The following is a 20111-nucleotide window of genomic DNA, read 5'->3' as shown; positions in this document are numbered from 1 at the left end:
TGGGAGGCCGTGTGCCCCGAGCGGAACGCTCGGGGCAGGGTGTTGCGAGTGAATCAGCTCTCGACGGACACGGAGACCGGCGCGTCGGGCGCCTCTTCGCTGCACACCGGAGCGGTGTCATCCAGGCGCAGGGTGGCCTGCTCCTCGGACGGGTCCGCGAAGTAGGCGCATACACCGTAGTTGTCGCAGTTGGAGGGCGCGTTGGCGATGGTACAGGCCGTGTCGCAAGGCGTCGTCTCGAAACAGACCTTGTAGCAGGGGAGCGCGAGCGCGGCTGCGGGGGTGAGGGAGAGGACCGCGACGGTGGTCAGCAAGGACCGCAGGGGCTTGTTCATGACGCCTCCATCCAGTGGAACTGCCATGGCCACGGTGCGTGAGCACCCCGTGTCTGTAAATCGGGGGTTCCCCTTACGCCTTCGGCGTCGACGGTCCGTCAATCCGGGTCGGCGTTGCCGATCAGGTCGTTGAGGAGCGCGTCAGGGTCGGAGAACAGCTCATCCGCGCGGTTGGACAGCGCCAGCAACTGCACCTGCGCGTTGGCCCCTTCGTTCGCGAAGAGGCAGGGCAGGTCCCGGAGCAGGTACACCTTGTCGGAGGAGCGGACCTCGTCGGGCATCTCCTCCTGCGTGAAGTACGTCCCGGAAGGGACGGTGATGGGGTCGTTGGTGTTCGGGATGAGGTCCTCCACCGTCGGGGCCTGCTTCTTGCGCTGGCGGTCCCTGCCGGCATACGCGACCTTCGTCATGTCGAAGCGGATGAAGCACTGGTCCTCCCGCGTCGGCAGGAGGAGCTCCGAGTATCCGTTGGGGATGTCGACCAGGAACCGGATGACGGTGCCCGAGTGGACGTCCGTCAGCCGCACCTCGTGGGGCCCACGGCTGACCTCGAAGGCGAGGTGGTCGCCCTGGGTGCTCCGGGCTTCGACGGTTTTCCCATCCACGAGCAGCTCCACGGCCTCGTTGCCCACCGTGACGACATGCAACGTGCCGGGGCCGAAGTAGCGCCGCGCCAGGGAGCCGAGCGCGAGGGTGATGAACAGCGCCACCGTGGCCCCCGCGGCGATGAGTTGGATTCTCCGGAACTTCTGCCTCACGTTGGCGTCCATGGCGGGGAGTGGCTCCTTGGAAGGCCCGCGACCATAGTTCACCTACCGTGATGTGGGACAAGTCCGGCGGAAGGCACCCGCCAACCTCTCTCTCCATGGCGGTCAGCGGGAGCCCGCGGTGCCCCGGCGGGAGACGCCGAGGCCAGCGCGCTACTCGTCGAGCTCCTCGGTGGTGATGTCGATGTTCGCGATGCCCACCGGGCAGTACTCGTAATACTTCACCTGGTAGCGGATGTTCAGTTGGCCATCCTTGACGCAGCGCTGGAGCAGCGGCTTGAGCTGGTTGTTGCGGTACAGCTCCTCGAGCACGCTCTTGCGTTTGGAGATCTGCTCCTCGCCCGCGGAGCGCCCGCTGGCACTGTTGGGTTTGATCTCGATGACCTCGCAGGCGCCGTCCGAAACATTCACGCAGTCGATGCGCCCGCCCGGAATCTCGTATTCCATCGCGGTGCAGCCTGTCTGGAGGGCCAGGTGCTTCTTGTTGCCGTTCTCCAGGTACATGTTCACCAGCGGGTTGTTCCGCCCTCGCAGGATGCCGAGGTTGCCGGCCTCCTCGAGCCGCTTCTGCGCGGCGGCCATGTTGCGCTTCTGACGGGCCGCCTCGGACTTGAGGTTCGGGTTCTTCGTCGACTCCACGCCCTTCACGTCGTCCTGCAGCTTGCGGATGCGCTCCAGGTATTGCCGCTGGAGGTTGCCCATGACGCTGGCCACCTCGTCGGCGACGCGCCGCACCCGGTCCTCGAACTGGAACTCGTCCTGGTCGCAGAACGCCTGGAGCAGCTTGTCGGCGCTCTCCTGGCGGAAGCGGCCCCCGGGCTTGAGCCCCCGGCGCTCCCGCTTCCAGGTCTCGTAGTCGTCGCCGATGCGCTTGAGCGTCGCCGCCACGAGCAGGTCGCGGTCCTTGAAGGTCTTCAGCGCCGTGGCGACCTCCGGAGCGTTGACGCCCTGGATGAGCCTGCCGCAGGCCGTCCTCGACTCCTCCAGCCGGGTCTTCATGCTTCGCTGCATGACCGTCGCCGTCTCGTGGAGGCGCTCCTTGAGCGGGCGCCACCGGCCCTCGTCGAAGCCGAAGCGCTTCGCATCCTCCAGTCGCCGGTCCTGCTCCTCGAAGCGACGCTGGGCGGCCTCCAGTTGCTGGCGCGTGTCGTTGGCGAGCCGCTCCGCCCGCTCGGAGACGACCTTGGCGGCCTCGTCCGCGTCGTCGGGTCGGCCCAGGTAGCCACGCACCAGGGTCAACAACTGCTCCTCGGTCGTCTTGCACGTCGCGGTCGCCGCATCGAACGAGAACTGCTGGGGTTTCACCTGCTTGAGCAGCTCCAGCGAGCGGCGCAGGTCCTTGTTCTTGTCCGGCCACACGTCCGTCATCCGCTTCGCGGCTTCATCCTCGCCCCGGGCGCTCCGGAGCTTCTCCAACTGGGCGTCGACCTCCCCGGAGTACCTGAGCGCGGAGTCGAGCTCGGAGGTGCCCGTGCGCTCGCCGGCGCCGGACAGCGCGGAGCCCACCTGGTCGAGGGTCTGGTGGAGCTTCTCGACCAGCTCCGCGCGGGCCCGGTTCGTATCTCCCAGCTTCGACAAGGCGTCCCGGACGGCCTCGGCGTCGCGGCCCTTGGCGAGCTCCTGGCACTTCGACTTCGTCTCCTCCATCCGCCGCGTCCAGCGGTCCCAGATGTCGCTGACGCCGTCGTACAGCTCGCTCCTCACGTCGGACCAGCGGCCATGGGACTCGGAGAAGTTGCGCGCGTATCCCCGCGCGCGGTCCACGTCGTTGTGGGTGTCCTGGTGGCGGCGATACTCCTCCGCGTACTGCCGCCCCACCTTCTCCGCCTCGTCGGAGATGCGGGAGGCTCCGTTGGGGTCCTTGCGCTCGATGAAGCCCTGCATGAAGGAGCGCAGGTTCTTGTCTGCCTCGGCGCAGCGCTCGGCGAGACGGGACTCGTCCGCCTTCACCTGGGCATCCTTCATCCGCTTCAGGGACTGCGCCGACTCCCGGAACCGCGGGATGTAGTCCGGGTAGTAGTACGCCATCGACTTGCCCGGGTCGGTCTCGGGATTCAGCGACTTGAGCCGCTCCACGTCGCCCTTGACGGTGTTCAGCGTGTCGAGCGCGGAGTCGATGTCGCTCGAACTCGAGTCGGAGACGATGCCGTCGAGCCGGTCCTTGATTCGGGAGAGGTTGTCTTCAATCGCTCGCACCTTGTCGTCGACCTCGTCCGCCCAGGCCGGCGTGGCGACGAGGAGCGCGAACAGCCCCGCGGTCAGTGTCTTCATCATCATCATCCCCCGTTCTCCAGTGTCTTCGCCCGAGCGCCCCGCACCTGGGCGTTCTTCGGGAACAGCTTCGCCGCGGCCCGCCAGTCGAGCGCCCGGCCCAGGCCGGCCTTCGCGGGCTCCGTGCCCGTGGACGGCGGCGGGGCGACCTGGCTCCACTCCTCGGCGGTGAAGCGGCTGGTCTCCCGCGAGGTGCGCGCGAACCAGCTCGCGTAGAAGGCGGGGTCCACGTCGAACCCGCCGTCGGCGACCACGTTGCCCTCCACCTTCTTGAAGGGCAGGTCGGCCAGCAGGTGCATGGACTTCTCGTCCACCGTGGGGGGCGGCGTCCCCAGCGTGGAGCGGAAGGTGGCCCAGTTGCGGAAGAACGTGTTGCGTGTGAGGACCACCTCGCTGGGGTTGGCGCTGGAGCGCACCGCGAAGTTGTCGATGTATTGGAACACGTTCCCCTCCAGCACCGCCGGCACGTTGCCGCCCAACGCGACCCCGGTGCCCGTGGCGCTGGAGCCGTCATGTGGGCGGTTGCGGTTCCAGATGAACAGGAAGGTGTTGTCGCGAATCCGCGCGGGCTGCGTTCCGAAGCCACCGGTGACACGCAGACCGTCGGAGACCATGTTCACCACGAGGTTGTTCTCGAAGGTCACCGCGTTGCTCATCCGGACCGCCGCGCCCGCACCGTTGACGAAGGTGCAGTTGCGGACCACCGTCTCCGGGGAGAACACCCGCAGGTGCTCGTCGTCGGGGGAGTTGTTGAGGTCCAGGAAGCCGTCCGCGTCGTAGTGGTTCAGCGTGCGCCGGTCGAAGACGAACCCGTCCACGATGAGCCCGGTGTGGTCGCCCGCTCCCTCGAAGAGGTACCCCTGGGGAGCCGTCTTCGAGTCGGACGGCCAGGAGAGCAGGCTGGGGGTGTTCCACGGGTCCCTCCGCCGGAAGTCCCGGTCCCACCCGCCGAGCAGCGCCAGGTACTGCTTGCCGTCCACCACCCACTTGCCGCTCTTCAGCTTCCCGCCGTACTCCCCCTGCGCGACGAGGATGCGGTCGCCGCGCTCCGCCTTCTCCAGCGCCTGGAAGGGGTCCTTGAACGGGCGCTCACGCGAGCCGTCACCGCCGCTCTCGCCGGCGCGCACGAACCAGTCCCGCCCCTTCGGACGAGGGGCCGCGGCGACCTCCTTCTCGAAGGGCTCGATCGATTCGATGACGAGGGCGTAGCGAGGGTAGCTGTCCCGGACATGCGCGGTGCCGCGCACGACGAAGAGGTCTCGCGGCGGGCCCGAGCCGTAGTTGGGGATGGCGTCGACGCTGCGCTCGATGGATGTCCCCTTCTTGAAGAAGCCCGCGGTGCGTGCCTCGTTCTTCTCGTCCACCAGGAACACGGCCTTGTGCGTGTCTCGGGACGTTCCCACCGGGCCGTTGTCCGGGTTGGCCACTCCCTGGGCCCCGACGATGACCTCCACGTCCTTGCCCTCGTATCCCTTCGCGTTCGCCTGGATGCTGGCGAGGCTCACCCGCGAATAGGTCTTCGCCGGCGCGGCCGAGGCGGGCGCCGAGAAGGTCACCGCGAGCGCCTTCGCACGCGCGCCCTGTTTGAGGGAGGGATTGCCCGGGGCGAGGAGTCTGGGGACGGCCTGGGGCGGGTAGGCGGGCGCGAAGACGGAGAGGGGGGCGGCCGTGGGGGGAAGACCGGCGACGGTGCGTGTCTGCTCCCACGCCTTCGCGTCGAACTTCTTCCCACGGGTCTCGCGACGGGTGAACTTGTCGAACCACGTCGGCTCGAATGGCAGCCTCGGGTCCACGGCGACGTTGCCGCCCGCGCGGGCGAAGCCCACGTCCTCGGCGTCGGAGATGTCGGAGTCGTCGAGCGAGGACTTCTTGCCCTCGAAATAGAAGCCGGCGTTCGAGAAGAGGTTCCGCCAGAAGGCATTGCCTTGCAGCACCACCTTGGCGGGCACCGTCACCTGGACGCCATGGTTGTCGGAATGGACGACGAGGTTGTTCTCGAGGACCGCCTTGTTGGTCACGTCGATGCCGGCGCCCTCGGTCCCTCCCTCGGCGATGGCCCGGGTGGCCCACACGAAGGCGACCGTGTTGTCGCGCAGGGTGACGGGCGCGTCCTGGTCCCCGCCGCCCTTGGAGACGATGGCGGCGAAGATGGAGTTGACGATGACGTTGTTCTCCACCACCGCGCCCGGCGACGTGCGCACGGCCTGGATGGAGTTGACGATCATGCAGTTGCGCAGGATGCCGCCCCGGGCCAGCTCCACCGCGCCGTTGCGTTGGAGCGCCTTCGGGTCGAAGTCGCCGCCTTCAGCGACGTACTCGTAGGTGTCCTGCATGTCGATGAGGAACCCATCGATGGTGGCGCCCGTCGTGTCGCGCTGGGGGCTGGTGCTGACGCGGGCGAGCGAGACGTCCGGGCGGTTGGGTGAACCCTTTCGCCAGGTCAGCTCGGTGAGGTTCTTCCACGGGTCGCGCTCGCGGAACCCCGCGTCATAGCCGCCGAGCAACTGGACGCCCGGGAAGGCGAGCTCCCAGTTCCCGCGCTCCAGCTTCCCGAAGTAGCGGCCCGTGGCGACGTGGACGGCGTCGTTCGCCTCCACCCGCTCCAATGCCATCCACGGGTCGGAGAAGGGCTTGTCTCGGGAGCCCTCTCCCCCCACGGCCCCCGCTCGGACGAACCAGTCGCGTGCATGCGCGGGGGCACAGAGGCAGACGACGGCCAGGACGAGCATCCAGCTCGTGACACGGTGCATGACGGACTCCTCTGGGAGATTCGGCGCGAGGCGCGACTCGACGATGTCGAGTTCGCACACTTCGCGCCGCCGTCACTTCCGGCACCGCGACAATGGCGTGCACAAAGGTGACACCGGCGTGTGGGCCTCACCCTTGACTCTTCGAGTCGAGCCCGGTGGCGGTGTCTTCACGTCAGTCGATGTTACGATTCATGTCTGGTTACGCGTGTGGCGGACAACACGCCCGCAAGCAGCACCACGAGGGTTCCGGCGAGTGGCACGACGAGCAAGCCCACACGCAGCCCCGCGGAGTCGGCGACGAGTCCCACGATGGGGGGCGAGAGCAGGAACCCGAGTCGCATCAACCAACTGACCACCGTGAGGCCGGTGCCGGCGCGCAGGCCGGGAAGCTCGTCGGCGCCGTGCATGGCGGCGGGGACGAGCGTCGCCACCCCGAAGCCCGCGAAGGCGAAGCCGGCGATGGTCGCGGGGATCGACGGGAACAGCAGCGCCATGCCCATGCCCAGCGCGGTGATGGCTCCCCCCGTCCGCGCGACCGCGCGTTGACCGAAGCGATCGACGAGCGCGTCGCCGAGCAGCCGTCCGACGAACTGCGCGCCCACCAACGCGACGAAGCCGAAGGAGGCGACGGCGGCCTTCGCGCCGAGCGTGCCGTTCAGGTAGACGGCGGCCCACGTCATGCCGGAGTCCTCGACGAGGGTGCCGCCGCAGGCAATGAGCACGAGCGCCGCGATGGTGAGGACGAGGTGACGCCGGGAGGAGACCGGGGCCTCGCGGGTCCGCGCGCTCTCCTCGGTGGGCTCCGTGGCGACGGGCTCGGGCCCTGGCAAGGTGAAGCGCAGCGCCGTCAGGGAGACCGCGCTGAAGAGCAGCGCGGAGCTGCCCAGGTGGGTGCCGCGCGGCAGCGCGAGCCCGGCGGCGAGTCCTCCCATGAGGCCGCCGACGACGGCGCCGATGCTCCAGATGGCGTGGAACGTGTTGAGGATGGACCGTCCGTAGAGCCGCTGGACGCGCAGGCCATGGGAGTTCTGCGCCACGTCGGTGATGGCGTCCATGCAGCCCGCGAAGAAGAGTCCGCCGGCGAAGCCGGTCCAGGAGTTGGCGAGGCTCGCGAACAGCACGCCCAGGCTGGTGAGCAGCGTCCCGGCCACCGCGACGCGTGACGAGCGGAAGCGACGGATGAGCGCGCCCGCCGCGAGCCCGGCCATCAGGGCGCCGGTGGGGAACGCCGCGACCCCGAGCCCGAACTCCGCGTTGCTCAGTCCCAGGTCGGCCTTGAGCTGGGGATAGCGCGGCAGCAGGTTGGCGAAGATGGCGCCGTTGGTGAGGAAGAGCGCCGCGACGGCGACGCGGGCCGCGCGGTGTTGGGGAAGCACCGGGGAGGAGGGGGAGAGGAGCATCGGGAGACGGGTTCAGGGAAAGAGGATGCGTCGTACGGCGTCGCGGGTGACGGCCCGGCTCCGTGGCGCCGGGTCGAGGTGGGTGTGGATGAACAGCCCTTCGATCAAGGCGTCGAGTTCGTGGGTCTTCCGCTCGTCGACGAGCCGCCCGAGGGCCTCGCGGCTGCGCTGCATCCACTCGTGGGTGATCTGCCGGAAGGCGGGCTGACGGGCGGCCAGCGTGTAGAGCTCCAGGGTGAGCACGAGGTCGTCCGGGCCGGCCGCGAGGTCGTCGTGCACGAGGTGGACGACCGCCGCGACGAGCGCCTCGAGGTCGGCCGCGGCCGCGATTCGCGCGCTGAAGCGCTCGCTGACGCGCAGGGCGAAGCGGGTGAAGGCCTCGCGCAGCAGCTCGTCCATGCTGGTGAAGTGGTACGTCATCGAGCCCAGGGGGACTCCGGCCCGCTCGGCGACCCGGCGGTGGGAGGTCCCCGCGACGCCTCCTTCGGCGATGACCGAGAGGGCGGCGTCGATGATGCGGTCCCGGCGCTCGGGGTCATGCCGACGGGTGGGCACGTGTGCCTCCTGGGCCTCGCTGAACGGCACGCGCCGCGTTGCGGTCGGGACGATATGTACGAGCGTACATATCGCGACGAACCCAGGTGGGAGGCCGTTCATTCCCGGGGAGGGTCGTCCCCCTGGGGCGAGCCAGGACGCTTCCTGTCGGTCCCTGGTGGCTCGGGCATGGCTCCCCGAGCCCGCGTCACGGTCAGCGCCTCGCCGGTCGACCTCTCGGTGGTGTCATGCGAGGCACCCGCTACACTCCAGGGGGAGGTCGCGCGTCGAGGTCCCCCGCGCGCGCCTCCTCTCCGGGAACGAGGTTGGCCGCCGACATGGACATGCTGGCACTGCAGGAACAATTCATCGAGGCGCTGCTCGAGGCCGTCCCCGAACCCTGGGAGCGCCTCGAGGTGCATTACGAGAAGTTCGCCTGGGGGGGAGAGGACTCGGAGATCTACGTGGCCAACCGGTTCCTGGGGGAACAGAAGGCGGACATGGACCTGACGATGGAGGCGCTGGACGCGCTGGAGGCCCTGCGAGGACACCGACCCCAGGGACAGGCGGAGCCCTGGACCTGGCTCGTCTTCTCCATCGAGGCCACGGGGCAGTACCACTTCGATTTCCGGTACGGCGTGCCGCCCTTCATCGCGAGGGAGATGGCGGCGCAGTGAGGCGGTGTGACCGCGTGCCCGAGCCCCCGTCCTTCACGGGTGGGCACGGGCACGCGGCGTGGAGGCTCAGTTCCGCGCCTGGAGCTCGGCGGGGAGGGCGCGCATGGTGTCCGAGAGCCCGAATTCGAGCTCATCGAAGAGGGGGCGCCAGGGGTCCGGCTGGGGCTTGCCTCGAGGCTCGAGTGCGACCTGGAGCCGTCGGGTGACTTCGAGGAGTCGCTCGAGGGACGCGGGCCCACGCGGTGGAATCTTGATGATGCGCCCCGAGGCGGTGATGACGAACCCGCCCCCATCATTGGCGACACCCGGGCTCACGTAGATGAGGACCTGCACCTCGTGGATCGCCTCCGTCTCGAACACGCTTCCGGGACGGGAGGACAACTGGTGCGTCAGGTCCCGGGAGAGCCCGACCAGCCGCGCCTCGACCCTGCGCCGCAGGTCCTGCTCCTCGGACGTCTTGGGGGACTCGAGGCGGCTCAACAGCACGGCATGGGACAGCAGGTCGAGCCACTGGGGCGCCAGGGGCCCGGTCCAGGGTGGGATGCGTTTGAGTTTGCCGTTCGGGAGGATGATGAACCCGCCCCCGTCTCCCCCCACGTTTCCGACGAGCACCGATGCCCCGGTGCTCGGTGCGTCTCCGGGCTTGATGACCCGGCCTCCTCCACAACCCAAGCTCAAGAGCAGCAGACCCACCCCGAGCAGTCGCGACATGGATGTGTATGACATCGTGGTACCCCCGTCCGGTGCTGCGTTGGAATCAGCCGGGGGAGGGGTGCCCGAGGATGACCAGTCGATTCCCGGCTTGCTGCTCGAACGGGGTGCCGGAGAATCCTTCGGTGTGAGGGGATTCGGGCCGTCCTACGTGGGGCGGCCGCGCCCCGGCCCGGGGCCCAGCGCGACGGTCACCACCTCGGCGACGGCGACCTTCTCGAGCACGTCGACCTTCGGGAGTCCGGGGATGTTGCCCAGGACCCGCGCGGCGCGCAGCGACGCGAACCCGTGGCACAGGGACAACGCGGCGATGGCCCGGGCGATGACGGTGTCGGCCGGCGCGCCGGGGTTGCCCGCCGCCACCACCTCGAACAGGACCTTCAGGGAGCGGTCGGAGGCCTCGTGGACGGACGCGAAGCGGACGCGGTCCTCGATGTCGGGCAGGAACATGATGCGGTAGTGCGACGCGTGCTCCCTCGCGAAGGAGAGATACGCCGCGGCGATGCGCGCGAGCTTGCCGGGGACGGTGGGCTCGTCCTCGACGGCCCGGGAGACGCGCTCCGCGAGCAGCGCGTAGCCCTCGGTGGCCAGCGCGGCCAGGATGGACTGCTTGTCCGGGAAGTGGTGGTAGGGCGCTCCGGGAGACACGCCGGCCGCGCGCGCGAGGACCTGGATGGTCAGCCCCGTGACGTCACCTTCCCGCAGGAACTCGATGGCCGCGTCCAGCAGCGCGCGGCGCAAGTCCAGGTGGTGATACCCGCGAGGCTTCGCGGGCTTGGGGGCCTTCTTCGTCGCGGCCGGACGCTTCTTGGGTTTGCTCTCCACGGGGCGACCATCTCCTCGTGGTGAGCATAGGCCGCGGTGCCGCCACCCGTCGTCAGTTCGTCACGGGCGCCAGGTCGCGGAGCGCCTCGGCCTGGATGTGCTCCATGCCGACCCGCATGTAGCCGGCGAAGTCCTCCTCGACGAAGGACTCGAGGAAGCCCTCGGTGGGCCACCCGTTGCCCCGGAAGCGATACGTCCAACGCAGGTGGGTCCCTGTCTCCGTCGGCGTGAAGTGGAACTCACCCACCGCGTACTGGACCGCGCGCCGCGACGAGTTGGTGAAGTTCCAGACGACGTACTGGAACCGCCGTCCCTCCTCGACGACGAGCAGCTCCTCGAGAGAGGTGTTCCCGTCGCGCAGCACCACGCGCCGACGCGCGCCGGGGCTACCCCAGGTAGGGGAGAGCGCCTCGGTCCGCTCGATGCCGGCGAGCTGCTCCGTCCCCGGCAGCACGCGCTCCAGCGGCACGTTCACCAGCCAGGGCAGGAGCCGGTCCGGGGAGAGGGCGATGTCGGCCTCGACGGTGTGCGAGACGAACCGCGCCTGGGACTCCACCGTGGGCGCGGGCGTCGAGCGGTGCAACGAGTCCCGCTCCAGGGAGGACGTCCCGGACGCATAGCCGACGGGCGTCGCGCAAGCTCCCAGGAACACACCGGAGGCGAGGAACAGCAGGGCGAAGGGGGCGGACCGCGACATGGAACTCCTCCCGGACGACAATTTAAATGTTTTTTAGATTCGTCTCCGGGAGGATGTCAAGACGCCCCGAGGAGGGGCGGCGCTGCGTTCAGCAAGTCATGTCACGGGTTGCAGGTGTATGCGTAGACCACCAGGGTCTCCGAAATCCTGTTGCACGACGTGGGAGCGCACCCGGGATGATTCTCCGAGCAATGGTCGATGACCAGGCTCCACTCCACTTCGTTGCATGGCTTTTCACCGCCTCCGGGGAGGAGGGAAGCCCTCGCGGAGGAGTCCTCCGCCTCGCAGAGGATGACCTCCTGTGCGGTGCCTTCGCCCCGCTCGACAGCGGCGGCGGTGCCCACCTACATCCTGCAAGACAGAGGAGGACCGCTGAGGCGACCTCGGCGCCTCGTTTCAGGGTGTCTCCAGATCGCCCCGGGGATGGAATCGACGTTGCCTGCCCGGGATGGTTGCCGGGCACGTCGTGGGGCGCTTGCTGGAACGCAGGCTCTCTCCCCGCATATCGCGAGGTCGCGCCGGGTGGGCGGAGGCTCTCGCCCCCCGGCCGCTGGAAGGTCGGAGTGAGCCCTCAGCGCTTCCCGCTGGGCTCGGAGGCGCAGTGGGCGCTCCCGGCGACCCGCAGGATGCGGCCCGGCGTGGGCGCCACCAACGGCTTGCCGCGCGTCTTCCAGTGCTCGACGAGCGCGTCACGCAGCGTCAGCGCCTGCTTCTCGCCCAGGTCGATGCTCCCGGCGGGCAGCGCCTTCAGGCCGTCCTCCAGTCCACCACCGCCCCGCGCCAGGAAGTCCGGCATGGACACCCGGAACCGCTTGTTGGCCGGGAGCGCCTTCCCGTTCGGCAGGGTGACGGAGACCAGCTTCGACACGCCGTTGCACGTCTCCACCTTCACCTTCAGCCCGGAGACCTGGAAGGTCCCCTTGCGCGCATAGGCCACCTCCAGCAGCCGCTTCAGCTCCGTGGCGGAGACGGTGAGGACGGCGAGGGTGTTGTCGAAGGGGAGCACCTCGTAGATGGCGCCGTACGTGAGCTCACCGGCCGGCAGCTCCGCGCGCAGGCCGCCGCTGTTGAGCAGCGCGATGTCCGTGCGGGAGACCTCGCGCAGCGCGTCCGCGAGCACGTTGCCGAGCGGGCTCTCCGCGTCGTAGTCGCGCGTGAGCGTCGCCGGGACCTGCACGCCCAGCGAGCGACGCTGCTCCTGCTCCACGCGGGCGAACGCCTCGGTGAGCTGCGCCTCCAGCGCCGCGTCGGTGACCACCGTCTGGCCACGGAAGGTGGCGGGGACCAGCGAGAGCTGCCTGGCGCCCTTCAGCGCGCGCTCGTCGCAGGTGCCCAGGGTGGCATCCACCTTCGCGCAGACGGGGATGGAGCCCTGCAGCCGGGTCTGCTCGGGGAGCACCTTGCGCGTCACCGGGTCCACGAACAGCTCCACGAGCCCGAAGGCGCGGCCCCGGCCCGACGTCTCGATGACCGGCGTGCCACGGATGAAGTGGCCCACGGGCTGGTGCGTGTGCCCCGCCACCACCGCGTCCAGCGTGCCCTCGGGCAACGCCTCCAGCAGCTCGATGATTTCGCTGTCCCCGCGGTCACACGACGACGCGTCGCGAGGGTCGTCCTGGCGCTTGCACACCGCGCCCGCGTGCGCCACCGCGACCACCACCTCCGCGCCCCGCGCGCGCAGGCCCTGGGCCGCGGCCAGCGTCGCCGGCGCGAGCTCCGAGAAGCGCAGGCTCGCCACGTTCACGGGGTTGGTCACCTGCGGGGTGTGGGGCGTGGCGAGCCCCACGACGCCGATGCGCACGCCCTGCCGCTCCACCAGCAGCGTGCCTTCGTTGCCGAGCCAGGTGGGGATGGCGCCCGTCTGGCTGTCGGTGACGTTGAAGCCGAGGATGGGGAAGCGCGCCTGGGCGATGCGCGCCTTGAGCGCGCCGAACGGGTCGTCGCCCTCGAGCGCCACGGAGCGCGGCCCCACCGGCCCGTAGTCGAACTCGTGGTTGCCCAGCGCGGAGGCGACGTAGCCGAGGGTGTTCATCGCGTCGATGACCACCGCGCCCTCGGTGAGGTTGGAGGCGAGGGTGCCCTGGAAGAGGTCGCCGCCGTCCAGCAGCAGCACGCCGTCCGGGTTCTCCGCGCGGAGGATGCCCAGGTAGCCCGCCAGCGTCGCCAGCCCGCCCTGCTCCACGCCGGTGCCGTCGGGCAGCGTGGCGCGCGAGGGGGTCACCCAGCCGTGCAGGTCGTTGGTCCCCACCACGGTGATGCGCAGGGGCTGGGGCGCGGGCTTCGCCTCGCTCGGACTCGCGGCCGGCGGCGCCGCGGACGCGGCCTCCGGCACGGGCGGGTGGGAGGCGCAGGCGGCGAGGAGGGCGGACAGCAGCCCGAGTCGGAAGGGGCGGGTGGTGGAGGGCACACGCCCGTCTAGAACGGTGCCCCCGCCGGATTCAAGCGCCGTCGCTCCCGGAGACAGACGCTCCGGGAGCGAGGCGGGTGGGACTAGTTACGAACGCGCAACAGCAGCTCGGCCTGCATCGGGCTGCGGCGGCTGGTCGCCGTGCCGAAGCGGTTGTTGGTGGCGCGGTACTGCTCCTGCACGAAGGTGACGTCGCTGTTGTTCAGGACGTTGAACATGATGAGCGTCAGCTCCATCTTCGTCTCCTTCGTCTTCACGACGCGGTTCAGGTCGTAGCGGGCCTGGACGTCGAAGAGGAACTGGCTCGGCTGGCGCAGCTCGGACATGGCCGCCGGGTCGTTGAAGTCCGGGATGCCGGTGTTCGTGTTGTAGGAGTGGCCGGTGCCGCGCGGCGAGCGGGCCACGCGCTGACGGTCCACGGAGCCTTCCTGGTACATCCACATGGGCGCGCCCGTGCGGTAGTTGAAGCGCACGCCGAAATCGAGGCCGAACTGGGTGGTGTACCCGACGGCGCCCTTGATGGTGTGGCGGATGTCCTCCGGCGACGGACCCTCGAAGTAGTGCTTGAAGCGCGGGTTGAAGCCGTAGCCGTCGAAGTAGTCACCCACCGTGCCGTTGCTGTAGGCCAGGGTGTAGCTGGCGAGCAGGTCCCACGGGCCCGTCTTGCCCTGCGCCCACAGGTCCATGCCCTTGTAGTCGCGCCAGGCGTCGTCCGGGTTGTGGATCTTCACGATGGTGTGGTTCACGCCGTCCACGTAGTCCACCACGCGCTGGCCGGACGGGTCCCAGATGCGGTTCATCTCCTCGTCGACCCACATGTTGGAGTACTTGCGGTAGGTCAGGTCGACGCCGATGACCGCGCCCTCGCCGATGGCGTGGTGCAGGCCGAGCGCCAGCTCGTCCACGTGCGGAGGCGTGTGGCTCGTCTTGTCGAAGTAGCGGCCGGAGGCCCCACCCGACACGCTGCACTGCGCGTTGCCGACGGTGTCCGGACCACAGTCCGCGAAGGCGCCGCCCGCGAAGGTCGACCGCACCGTGAGCAGCTCCGGGTTGGCGTGCTGCGCGATGTAGACGTCACCCACCTCGTTCGAGCGGCCGTAGTGCGCCTTGACCAGCGTGGTGCGGTTGCCGAACACGTCGTAGGTCGCGGACAGACGCGGGCCGATGCCCACCAGGTTGGTGATGAACTGGTCGTTGTCGCCGTACAGCCGGCCCACGTCCGCGCGCAGACCCGCCACCAGCGTGAGGTAGCGGTTGACGTTCCAGCGGTCCTGGAGGAACGCGCTGGAGATGAGCGTCCCGGCCTCGGTGGTCAGCGGGGCCGCCACGCCGTCCGTGTTGTAGAAGCTCAGGCGCTCGTTGCAGTACTGGAACGTCGCCGGGTCGTCCGGGTTGCACTCGCCGTTGCGGTCGTTGTAGCGCTGGTTGCCGATGACCTGCGCCGTCTTGTCGCCGCTCAGGTAGCTGAACTGCAGACCCGCCTTCATCTGGTGGTTCTTGACCTTGAAGAGCAGCGTCGGGTCGAACTGGTAGCGCATGCGCTTCTCCGTCACGAGGTTGCCCACCTCGTTGCGCAGCGAGCCGGCGTTCCGGTACGTGGTGCTGTTGTAGATGTGGGCGATGTCCTGCGAGTCCTCGTTCATCGGACCCTGCCAGATGTCCTTGTAGGTGGTACCCGCCTGGAGCTGGAACAGGACGTTGTCGGAGATGCTGCGGTCGTAGTTGACGATGGCGAAGAAGCCGCCGCGGTCGATCTGCGTCTCCGCCTCCGGGCTGGCGGACGTCGAGGAGACCTGGTTGGTGATGGTGTTGTTGTCGTAGTTGAACGCCAGGGACAGGCGGTCCTTCGGCGTCGGCTGCCAGGTGAGCTTCAGGCGGGCCAGGCGCGTCTGCGTGTCGGACGTGCGGCTCTCCTCACCCAGCGGCGTGTCGCGCTTGGAGAAGTTCCACTGACCGGAGAAGTAGAACCACAGCTTGTCCTTGATGATGGGGCCACCCACGCCCACCAGCGGGCTGTAGAAGGCCGTCTCCGACAGCGGGACCTCGTTCTGCGTGTAGTTGGCCACGTTGGGGCTCTGGTTGGCGGCGCCCCGGTACTTCGCGTTGGCCCACGCGGGCGAGAGGATCATCGTCACGTCGTAGGTGAACTTGTTGGAGCCGCTCTTGCTGACGACGTTCTCGATGAGGCCCAGCGAGTTGTACTGCGCGTCCAGACCGCCGGTGATGACCTCGAAGTTCTCCACCGCGTAGAAGCTCATCGGCGAGCTGATGCTGCCGTCCACCACGTCGGACGTGTCCATGCCGTCGATGTAGAACTTGCCGTAGCGCGACAGGCCGGCGCGCAGGCTGGGCGCGTTGCCGTTGCCCACGCCCGCCACGAGCTGCGGCATGGCCTGCACCTGGGTGAAGACGGGCGAGGTGGCCGCCTTCTCCGAGTTCAGCACCGCGCCCATCTGCGCGGAGTCCGGGTTGATGATGGGGTTGACCTTCTCGACGATTTCGTAGGTGGCCACCGCCTGCGTCTCGGTGAGCACCTCGAGCTTCACGTCCACCTGCGTGGCCTGGCCGAGCAGGACGGTGATGCCCGTCTTCTTGATGGGGGCGAAGCCCGGGACGTTGACCTCGAGGACGTAGCCCTCGCCGGGGGGCAGGGTGTCGAACTCGAAGCGGCCGTCCTCGCCGCTGGTGCGCGACTGGGGCTGCAGCAGCGCCGGGCCGCTCACCGTGAGGGGCACCTCGGCGAGCGCGGCGCCCGTCGGGTCATAGACGTAGCCGGCCATGCGGCCGTAGTTCTGGCCCGCGGCGAGGGCGGGCAGGGAGAACGTCGCGGCGAGCGCGACGAGCACCAGCGCGAGCGCGCCGACGCCACGGAGAAGGGGGGTCTTCATGGAGAGGCTCACGGGGGACGAGGTGGCGCTCACAGGGTGCTCCCGACGACGAAGAGCACGCCGGAGTAGCGGTTGATGGGGGTGATATCGAGCTCGGTCTCGGCGCAGGCGTCGACGCAGAGGCCGGTGTAGCTGGAGGCGGGCTTGGCGGCCGTCGCGGTGAACGTGCGCAGGCGCACCACCGGGGACCAACCCTCCTCGCCGGGGAGCGCGGAGAACAGGTACACGGCCGTCTCCGTCGCGGGCGCGCCGGTGGGCGGGCTCACCAGGACACCCTCCATCACCTTCAGGTTGCCGGCCGCGTCCACCGGGACGGTGCCGCCGTCCAGGAAGGCGAGCTGCAGGCCGCGGTACCAGCCGCCCTGGGCGGCGAACCCGGAGCCGGTGCGCAGCGGGTTGAGCTGCGCGGACACGTCGATGATGGCCCGCAGGGCGACGGTCGTCTCCTCGGAGGCCGCGCCCCCGAAGTTGCCCTTGGTGAGCGAGGACACGTCCTTGATGGCGTTGCACTGCTCGCCACCCGTGCCGCTCCAGCGCGTCACCTTCATCAGGGGCAGCACCGGCGGGGTCGTGTTGCCGGTGACCGCCAGCGGCAGCGCGCCGAACAGCGGCCACTGCGTGGTCTCCGGGTAGTCGTCGGTGCGGCGGTCGAAGTCCGCCTTGCCCGTCTTGCAGCCATCCGCCAGGTCATAGGAGGTGGCCACCACCCGGCTCGCGGGGAGGATGGGGCGCCCGCTCTCATCGACGGGGACGCCCGAGTTGGTGATCGCGCCCTTGTCGTCCTTGCGCTCGGTGGCCACCTGTCCCAGGTTGTAGAAGGGAACGCTGGTGCCCTTCGCCTTTCCTGTCACGGGACGGTAAACACCGCTGGTGGGCTTGAACTTCGCGTCGAGGTTCGTCGCGTCGACGACGCCCTGGTACTTGTCTCCGACCTCATCGGTCGAGTCGCCACACGCCACGACACCCAGGGCTGCCGCGAGCCCGAGTGCGCACTTCATTTTTGTCTGCACGGAAAATACCTCTGGAGATGGGGACGAGGTGGCGGCGCTCTAGCACGAGTCTCAGCTCCTCAGGTATCAATCGGGTGGCTTCCACGTAACAGGTCAAACCGTTCTGCCAGAGCAGCAGGATTACATTCCGAGGACACGCATCCGGCTTGTGGTATGCCGGGCCCCGGCATGTTCGCGCAGCACACCGATCCTCCCCCGCGCATCCTCGGCTTCGCCGCCTTCTCCATTGCCGTCCACGTCGGAATCGTGGCCGTCGTGGCGTTGCTGGTGAAACCCATGATCAACGAGACGGAGCAGCCCATCGAGGTCGTCCTCAACCTCGTCAAGGCCCCCCCGCCTCCGCCGCCCCCGCCGCCCCCTCCCGCGGCGCCGCGGACGACGCCGCGGACCGTCGAGAAGAAGCCCAAGACGGAGCTCCGCCAACCCGTGGAGGTCAAACCAGTTGTCGAGCAGAAGCCCGTCGAGCCGGAGCCGGAGCCCGAGGCGCCGGAGCCCGAGGCCCCCGTGGAGGGCGGCGTCGAGGGAGGGGTCGAGGGCGGCGTGGCCGGTGGCGTGGTGGGCGGGGTGGTGGGCGGCGTCGTCGGCGGTACGGTGGGTGGGACGGGCCCGGTCGAGCCGGTGAAGCCCAAGAACGTCCCCCCCTTCGTCATCCAGCGCGACGTGGTCCGCCAGTCCTCGCCGCGCCTCTCGGAGGTGTTCAAGCAGACGCACCGCGGCGAGACGCTGCAGGGCATCTACAAGGTCTGCGTGGCCACCGATGGCCGCGTGTACGAGGTGACGCCCGTGAAGTCCGTGCCGGGCGCGGACTCGGACATCATCGAGGGCCTGAAGTCCGGCTGGGAGTACAAGCCGCAGAAGGTCCCGGTGTGCTTCCTCTACAACATCCCCATCACCATCCAGTAGGCGCGGCCGCGCGCTGACTGGAGGCGCTGGCTCAGGGGGGCAGGGGGCGCTGTCGCAGCGCCTCCATGAGGAAGTCGCGGAACGCGGACACCTTGCGGGGCATGTGGCGCTCCGCGGTGGAGACGAACCACATGGTCCCCGCGAGGATGCTCCAGCGGGGCATCACCGGGACGAGCCGTCCTTCGGCCACCTCGGGCTCGGCGAGCATGGTGGGGAGGAAGCCGATGCCCGCGCCCAGGCGCAGGGCCTCCCGCATGAAGAACATGTCGTCGCAGACGATGGCGCCTCCCTGGGGGATGAGCACCGTCTCCCCGGGCCCCTCCAGCCGGAAGGGCTTGGGGCTGCGGAACGAAATCCAGGTGTGGCTGGCCAGCTCTCGCGGGTGTCGCGGGGTGCCCTTGCGCGCCAGGTAGCCCGGCGAGGCATAGATGCGCAGGGAGAGGGGCCCCAGCTTCCGGGCTCGGAGGGACGAGTCCCGCAAGGGGTTGATGCTCAGCCTCACGGCGGCGTCGAAGCCCTCCGCGACCAGGTCCACCACGCGGTTGTCGAGGTGCAGGTCCACCTTCACCGTGGGGTAGCGCGCCACGAAGCGGGTGACGACGTCCGCGAGCAGGGTGCTGCCCCAGTCGACCACCGCCGTCAGCCGCAGCACGCCGGAGGGCTCCTCCTCGCGCTCGGGCAGGTCCAGGACCGACTTGCGCAGCGAGGCGAGCGTCGGCGCCACGCGCTCGTACAGCGCGAGTCCCGCCGTGCTGAGCGCCACCCTGCGCGTCGTCCTGTGGAGGAGCTGGACGCCCAGGGAGGCCTCCAACCGGGAGATGCCACGGCTCACCGAGGACTTGGGGACGCCCAGCTTCTTCGCGGCGGTGGAGAAGCTGGAGGACTCCGCGACGGCGGCGAAGAGCGCGAGCTGGTTGAGGTCCATTGTTCCTCCTGTGCAACAGTATGCGCCAGGAGCGGGCATTGTGCAGGCGAAGCGGGAGCGCTACCCATGGGACCGTCGCGAATCGCTCGCCGTTCACGAGGACCTTCCGCATGCCTGCCATCGCACCGACCCTGCTCGTCTCCGGCGCCTCCGGCCAGCTCGGCCGCCGCGTCGTGGAGCTGCTCCTGGAGTCCCAGCCGGGGCCCGTCGTCGTCACCACCCGTCACCCGGAGAAGGTCGCGGCCCTCGCGGCGCGGGGCGCCGTCGTGCGTCCAGCCGACTTCGATGCGCCGGGCTCGCTGGACGCCGCCTTCGCGGGCGTGGAGCGGCTGCTGCTCGTCAGCACGGACGTCATCGGCGAGCCCGGGCGCCGCATCACCCAGCACCGCAACGCGGTGGAAGCGGCCCGGCGCGCGGGCGTGCGGCACGTCGTCTACACGTCGTTCACCCGGCCGGAGCCGGACTCTCCCTCCACCATCGCGCGGGACCACTGGGCGACGGAGCAGGCCCTGGCGGAGAGCGGCCTGGGCTTCACCGTGCTCCGCAACAACATCTACATGGACATGTTGATGTACAGCCTGCCGGAGGCGGTGGCCACGGGCCGGCTCGTCTCCGCCACCGGCTCCGGCGCCACGGCCTATGTCTCGCGCGAGGACTGCGCCCGCGCCGCCGCCGCCGCGTTGCGGTCCTCGTTCGACGGCCGGCGCACGTTGGAGGTCTCCGGTCCCTCGGCTGTGACGCAGGCGGAGCTGGCGCGACTGGCCAGCTCGCTGTCCGGTCGCCCCGTGGAGCACGTGGCGGTGGACGCGGCGCAGCTCGAGGCGGGCCTTTTGGCGCGCGGCCTGCCGGAGGCGGTGGTGAAGGCCTACGCCACGTTCGATGCGGCGGTGGCGCAGGGGCGGCTCGCGGGCGTGTTCCCCACCGTGGAGGCGCTCACCGGCCGGGCCCCCATCAGCGTCGAGTCGTTCCTGTCGGGTGTGCGCGACAGGTTCCAGGCCGCGAAGGGCTGAG

Annotated in this window: 16 protein-coding genes; 3 read left to right on the top strand and 13 right to left on the bottom strand. The window is 69.5% G+C overall.

Annotated features, from left to right (window positions below):
- Positions 1-53: 53 nt before the first annotated feature.
- From LZ198_RS07400 to LZ198_RS07375, 6 genes are all read right to left on the bottom strand, one after another.
- Complete coding sequence (locus LZ198_RS07400) at positions 54-335, bottom strand: hypothetical protein (RefSeq protein ID WP_253971180.1); 282 nt, start codon at positions 333-335, stop codon at positions 54-56.
- Between the two features lie 98 nt (positions 336-433).
- Complete coding sequence (locus LZ198_RS07395) at positions 434-1105, bottom strand: hypothetical protein (protein WP_253971179.1); 672 nt, start codon at positions 1103-1105, stop codon at positions 434-436.
- Between the two features lie 150 nt (positions 1106-1255).
- Complete coding sequence (locus LZ198_RS07390; protein ID WP_253971178.1) at positions 1256-3373, bottom strand: hypothetical protein; 2118 nt, start codon at positions 3371-3373, stop codon at positions 1256-1258.
- A 5-nt stretch (positions 3374-3378) separates the two neighbouring features.
- Complete coding sequence (locus LZ198_RS07385) at positions 3379-6123, bottom strand: right-handed parallel beta-helix repeat-containing protein (RefSeq protein ID WP_253971177.1); 2745 nt, start codon at positions 6121-6123, stop codon at positions 3379-3381.
- A gap of 182 nt (positions 6124-6305) precedes the next feature.
- Positions 6306-7523 (bottom strand): MFS transporter, encoded by a 1218-nt coding sequence (locus LZ198_RS07380; protein WP_253971176.1) that lies wholly within the window; start codon positions 7521-7523, stop codon positions 6306-6308.
- A 12-nt stretch (positions 7524-7535) separates the two neighbouring features.
- Entirely contained in the window at positions 7536-8078 is a 543-nt protein-coding gene (locus tag LZ198_RS07375; RefSeq protein WP_253971175.1) for a TetR/AcrR family transcriptional regulator, read from the bottom strand.
- Between the two features lie 317 nt (positions 8079-8395).
- Here LZ198_RS07375 and LZ198_RS07370 point away from each other — a divergent pair, with 317 nt between their 5' ends.
- A complete protein-coding gene (locus LZ198_RS07370; protein ID WP_253971174.1) occupies positions 8396-8734 on the top strand; it encodes a hypothetical protein in 339 nt (112 codons plus the stop codon).
- Between the two features lie 66 nt (positions 8735-8800).
- On the opposite strand, the gene LZ198_RS07365 is transcribed toward LZ198_RS07370, so the two are convergent.
- From LZ198_RS07365 to LZ198_RS07340, 6 genes are all read right to left on the bottom strand, one after another.
- Positions 8801-9445 carry a hypothetical protein gene (locus tag LZ198_RS07365; RefSeq protein WP_253971173.1) on the bottom strand — a complete coding sequence of 215 codons (645 nt, stop codon included), beginning with the start codon at positions 9443-9445 and terminating at the stop codon, positions 8801-8803.
- A gap of 147 nt (positions 9446-9592) precedes the next feature.
- Positions 9593-10270: a TetR/AcrR family transcriptional regulator gene (locus LZ198_RS07360; RefSeq protein ID WP_253971172.1), complete on the bottom strand. Its 678-nt coding sequence runs from the start codon at positions 10268-10270 to the stop codon at positions 9593-9595.
- Between the two features lie 52 nt (positions 10271-10322).
- Positions 10323-10967: an SRPBCC family protein gene (locus LZ198_RS07355; protein ID WP_253971171.1), complete on the bottom strand. Its 645-nt coding sequence runs from the start codon at positions 10965-10967 to the stop codon at positions 10323-10325.
- Positions 10968-11538: 571 nt separating this feature from the next.
- Entirely contained in the window at positions 11539-13374 is a 1836-nt protein-coding gene (locus LZ198_RS07350; RefSeq protein ID WP_253971170.1) for a bifunctional metallophosphatase/5'-nucleotidase, read from the bottom strand.
- 83 nt (positions 13375-13457) lie between these two features.
- Positions 13458-16262, bottom strand: a complete 2805-nt coding sequence (locus LZ198_RS07345; protein ID WP_253971169.1) for a TonB-dependent receptor — start codon at positions 16260-16262, stop codon at positions 13458-13460.
- 29 nt (positions 16263-16291) lie between these two features.
- Positions 16292-17260, bottom strand: a complete 969-nt coding sequence (locus LZ198_RS07340) for a hypothetical protein (protein ID WP_253971168.1) — start codon at positions 17258-17260, stop codon at positions 16292-16294.
- A gap of 180 nt (positions 17261-17440) precedes the next feature.
- Here LZ198_RS07340 and LZ198_RS07335 point away from each other — a divergent pair, with 180 nt between their 5' ends.
- Positions 17441-18175, top strand: coding sequence for a PaxA (locus LZ198_RS07335; protein WP_253971167.1), 735 nt, complete (start codon positions 17441-17443; stop codon positions 18173-18175).
- Positions 18176-18206: 31 nt separating this feature from the next.
- Here LZ198_RS07335 and LZ198_RS07330 read toward each other — a convergent pair whose 3' ends face one another.
- On the bottom strand, positions 18207-19100 hold the full coding sequence (locus tag LZ198_RS07330) for a LysR family transcriptional regulator (RefSeq protein ID WP_253971166.1): 894 nt from the start codon (positions 19098-19100) through the stop codon (positions 18207-18209).
- A gap of 110 nt (positions 19101-19210) precedes the next feature.
- On the opposite strand from LZ198_RS07330, the gene LZ198_RS07325 reads away from it, so the two are divergent.
- Positions 19211-20110, top strand: a complete 900-nt coding sequence (locus tag LZ198_RS07325) for an SDR family oxidoreductase (protein WP_253971165.1) — start codon at positions 19211-19213, stop codon at positions 20108-20110.
- Position 20111 lies beyond the last annotated feature (1 nt).

The sequence above is a fragment of the Myxococcus dinghuensis genome (assembly GCF_024198235.1).
Taxonomy (GTDB): domain Bacteria; phylum Myxococcota; class Myxococcia; order Myxococcales; family Myxococcaceae; genus Myxococcus; species Myxococcus dinghuensis.
The sequence above is the reverse complement of the archived record's forward strand: the minus strand, read 5'-3'. Positions and strand labels throughout refer to the sequence as shown.

Coding starts and splice junctions, on each gene's coding strand:
- LZ198_RS07335 (WP_253971167.1), top strand. CDS start 17,441: ATGTTCGCGCAGCACACCGATCCTCCCCCGCGCATCCTCGGCTTCGCC.
- LZ198_RS07385 (WP_253971177.1), bottom strand. CDS start 6,123: ATGCACCGTGTCACGAGCTGGATGCTCGTCCTGGCCGTCGTCTGCCTC.
- LZ198_RS07340 (WP_253971168.1), bottom strand. CDS start 17,260: ATGAAGTGCGCACTCGGGCTCGCGGCAGCCCTGGGTGTCGTGGCGTGT.
- LZ198_RS07390 (WP_253971178.1), bottom strand. CDS start 3,373: ATGAAGACACTGACCGCGGGGCTGTTCGCGCTCCTCGTCGCCACGCCG.
- LZ198_RS07400 (WP_253971180.1), bottom strand. CDS start 335: ATGAACAAGCCCCTGCGGTCCTTGCTGACCACCGTCGCGGTCCTCTCC.
- LZ198_RS07325 (WP_253971165.1), top strand. CDS start 19,211: ATGCCTGCCATCGCACCGACCCTGCTCGTCTCCGGCGCCTCCGGCCAG.
- LZ198_RS07395 (WP_253971179.1), bottom strand. CDS start 1,105: ATGGACGCCAACGTGAGGCAGAAGTTCCGGAGAATCCAACTCATCGCC.
- LZ198_RS07330 (WP_253971166.1), bottom strand. CDS start 19,100: ATGGACCTCAACCAGCTCGCGCTCTTCGCCGCCGTCGCGGAGTCCTCC.
- LZ198_RS07345 (WP_253971169.1), bottom strand. CDS start 16,262: ATGAAGACCCCCCTTCTCCGTGGCGTCGGCGCGCTCGCGCTGGTGCTC.
- LZ198_RS07370 (WP_253971174.1), top strand. CDS start 8,396: ATGGACATGCTGGCACTGCAGGAACAATTCATCGAGGCGCTGCTCGAG.
- LZ198_RS07365 (WP_253971173.1), bottom strand. CDS start 9,445: ATGTCGCGACTGCTCGGGGTGGGTCTGCTGCTCTTGAGCTTGGGTTGT.
- LZ198_RS07380 (WP_253971176.1), bottom strand. CDS start 7,523: ATGCTCCTCTCCCCCTCCTCCCCGGTGCTTCCCCAACACCGCGCGGCC.
- LZ198_RS07355 (WP_253971171.1), bottom strand. CDS start 10,967: ATGTCGCGGTCCGCCCCCTTCGCCCTGCTGTTCCTCGCCTCCGGTGTG.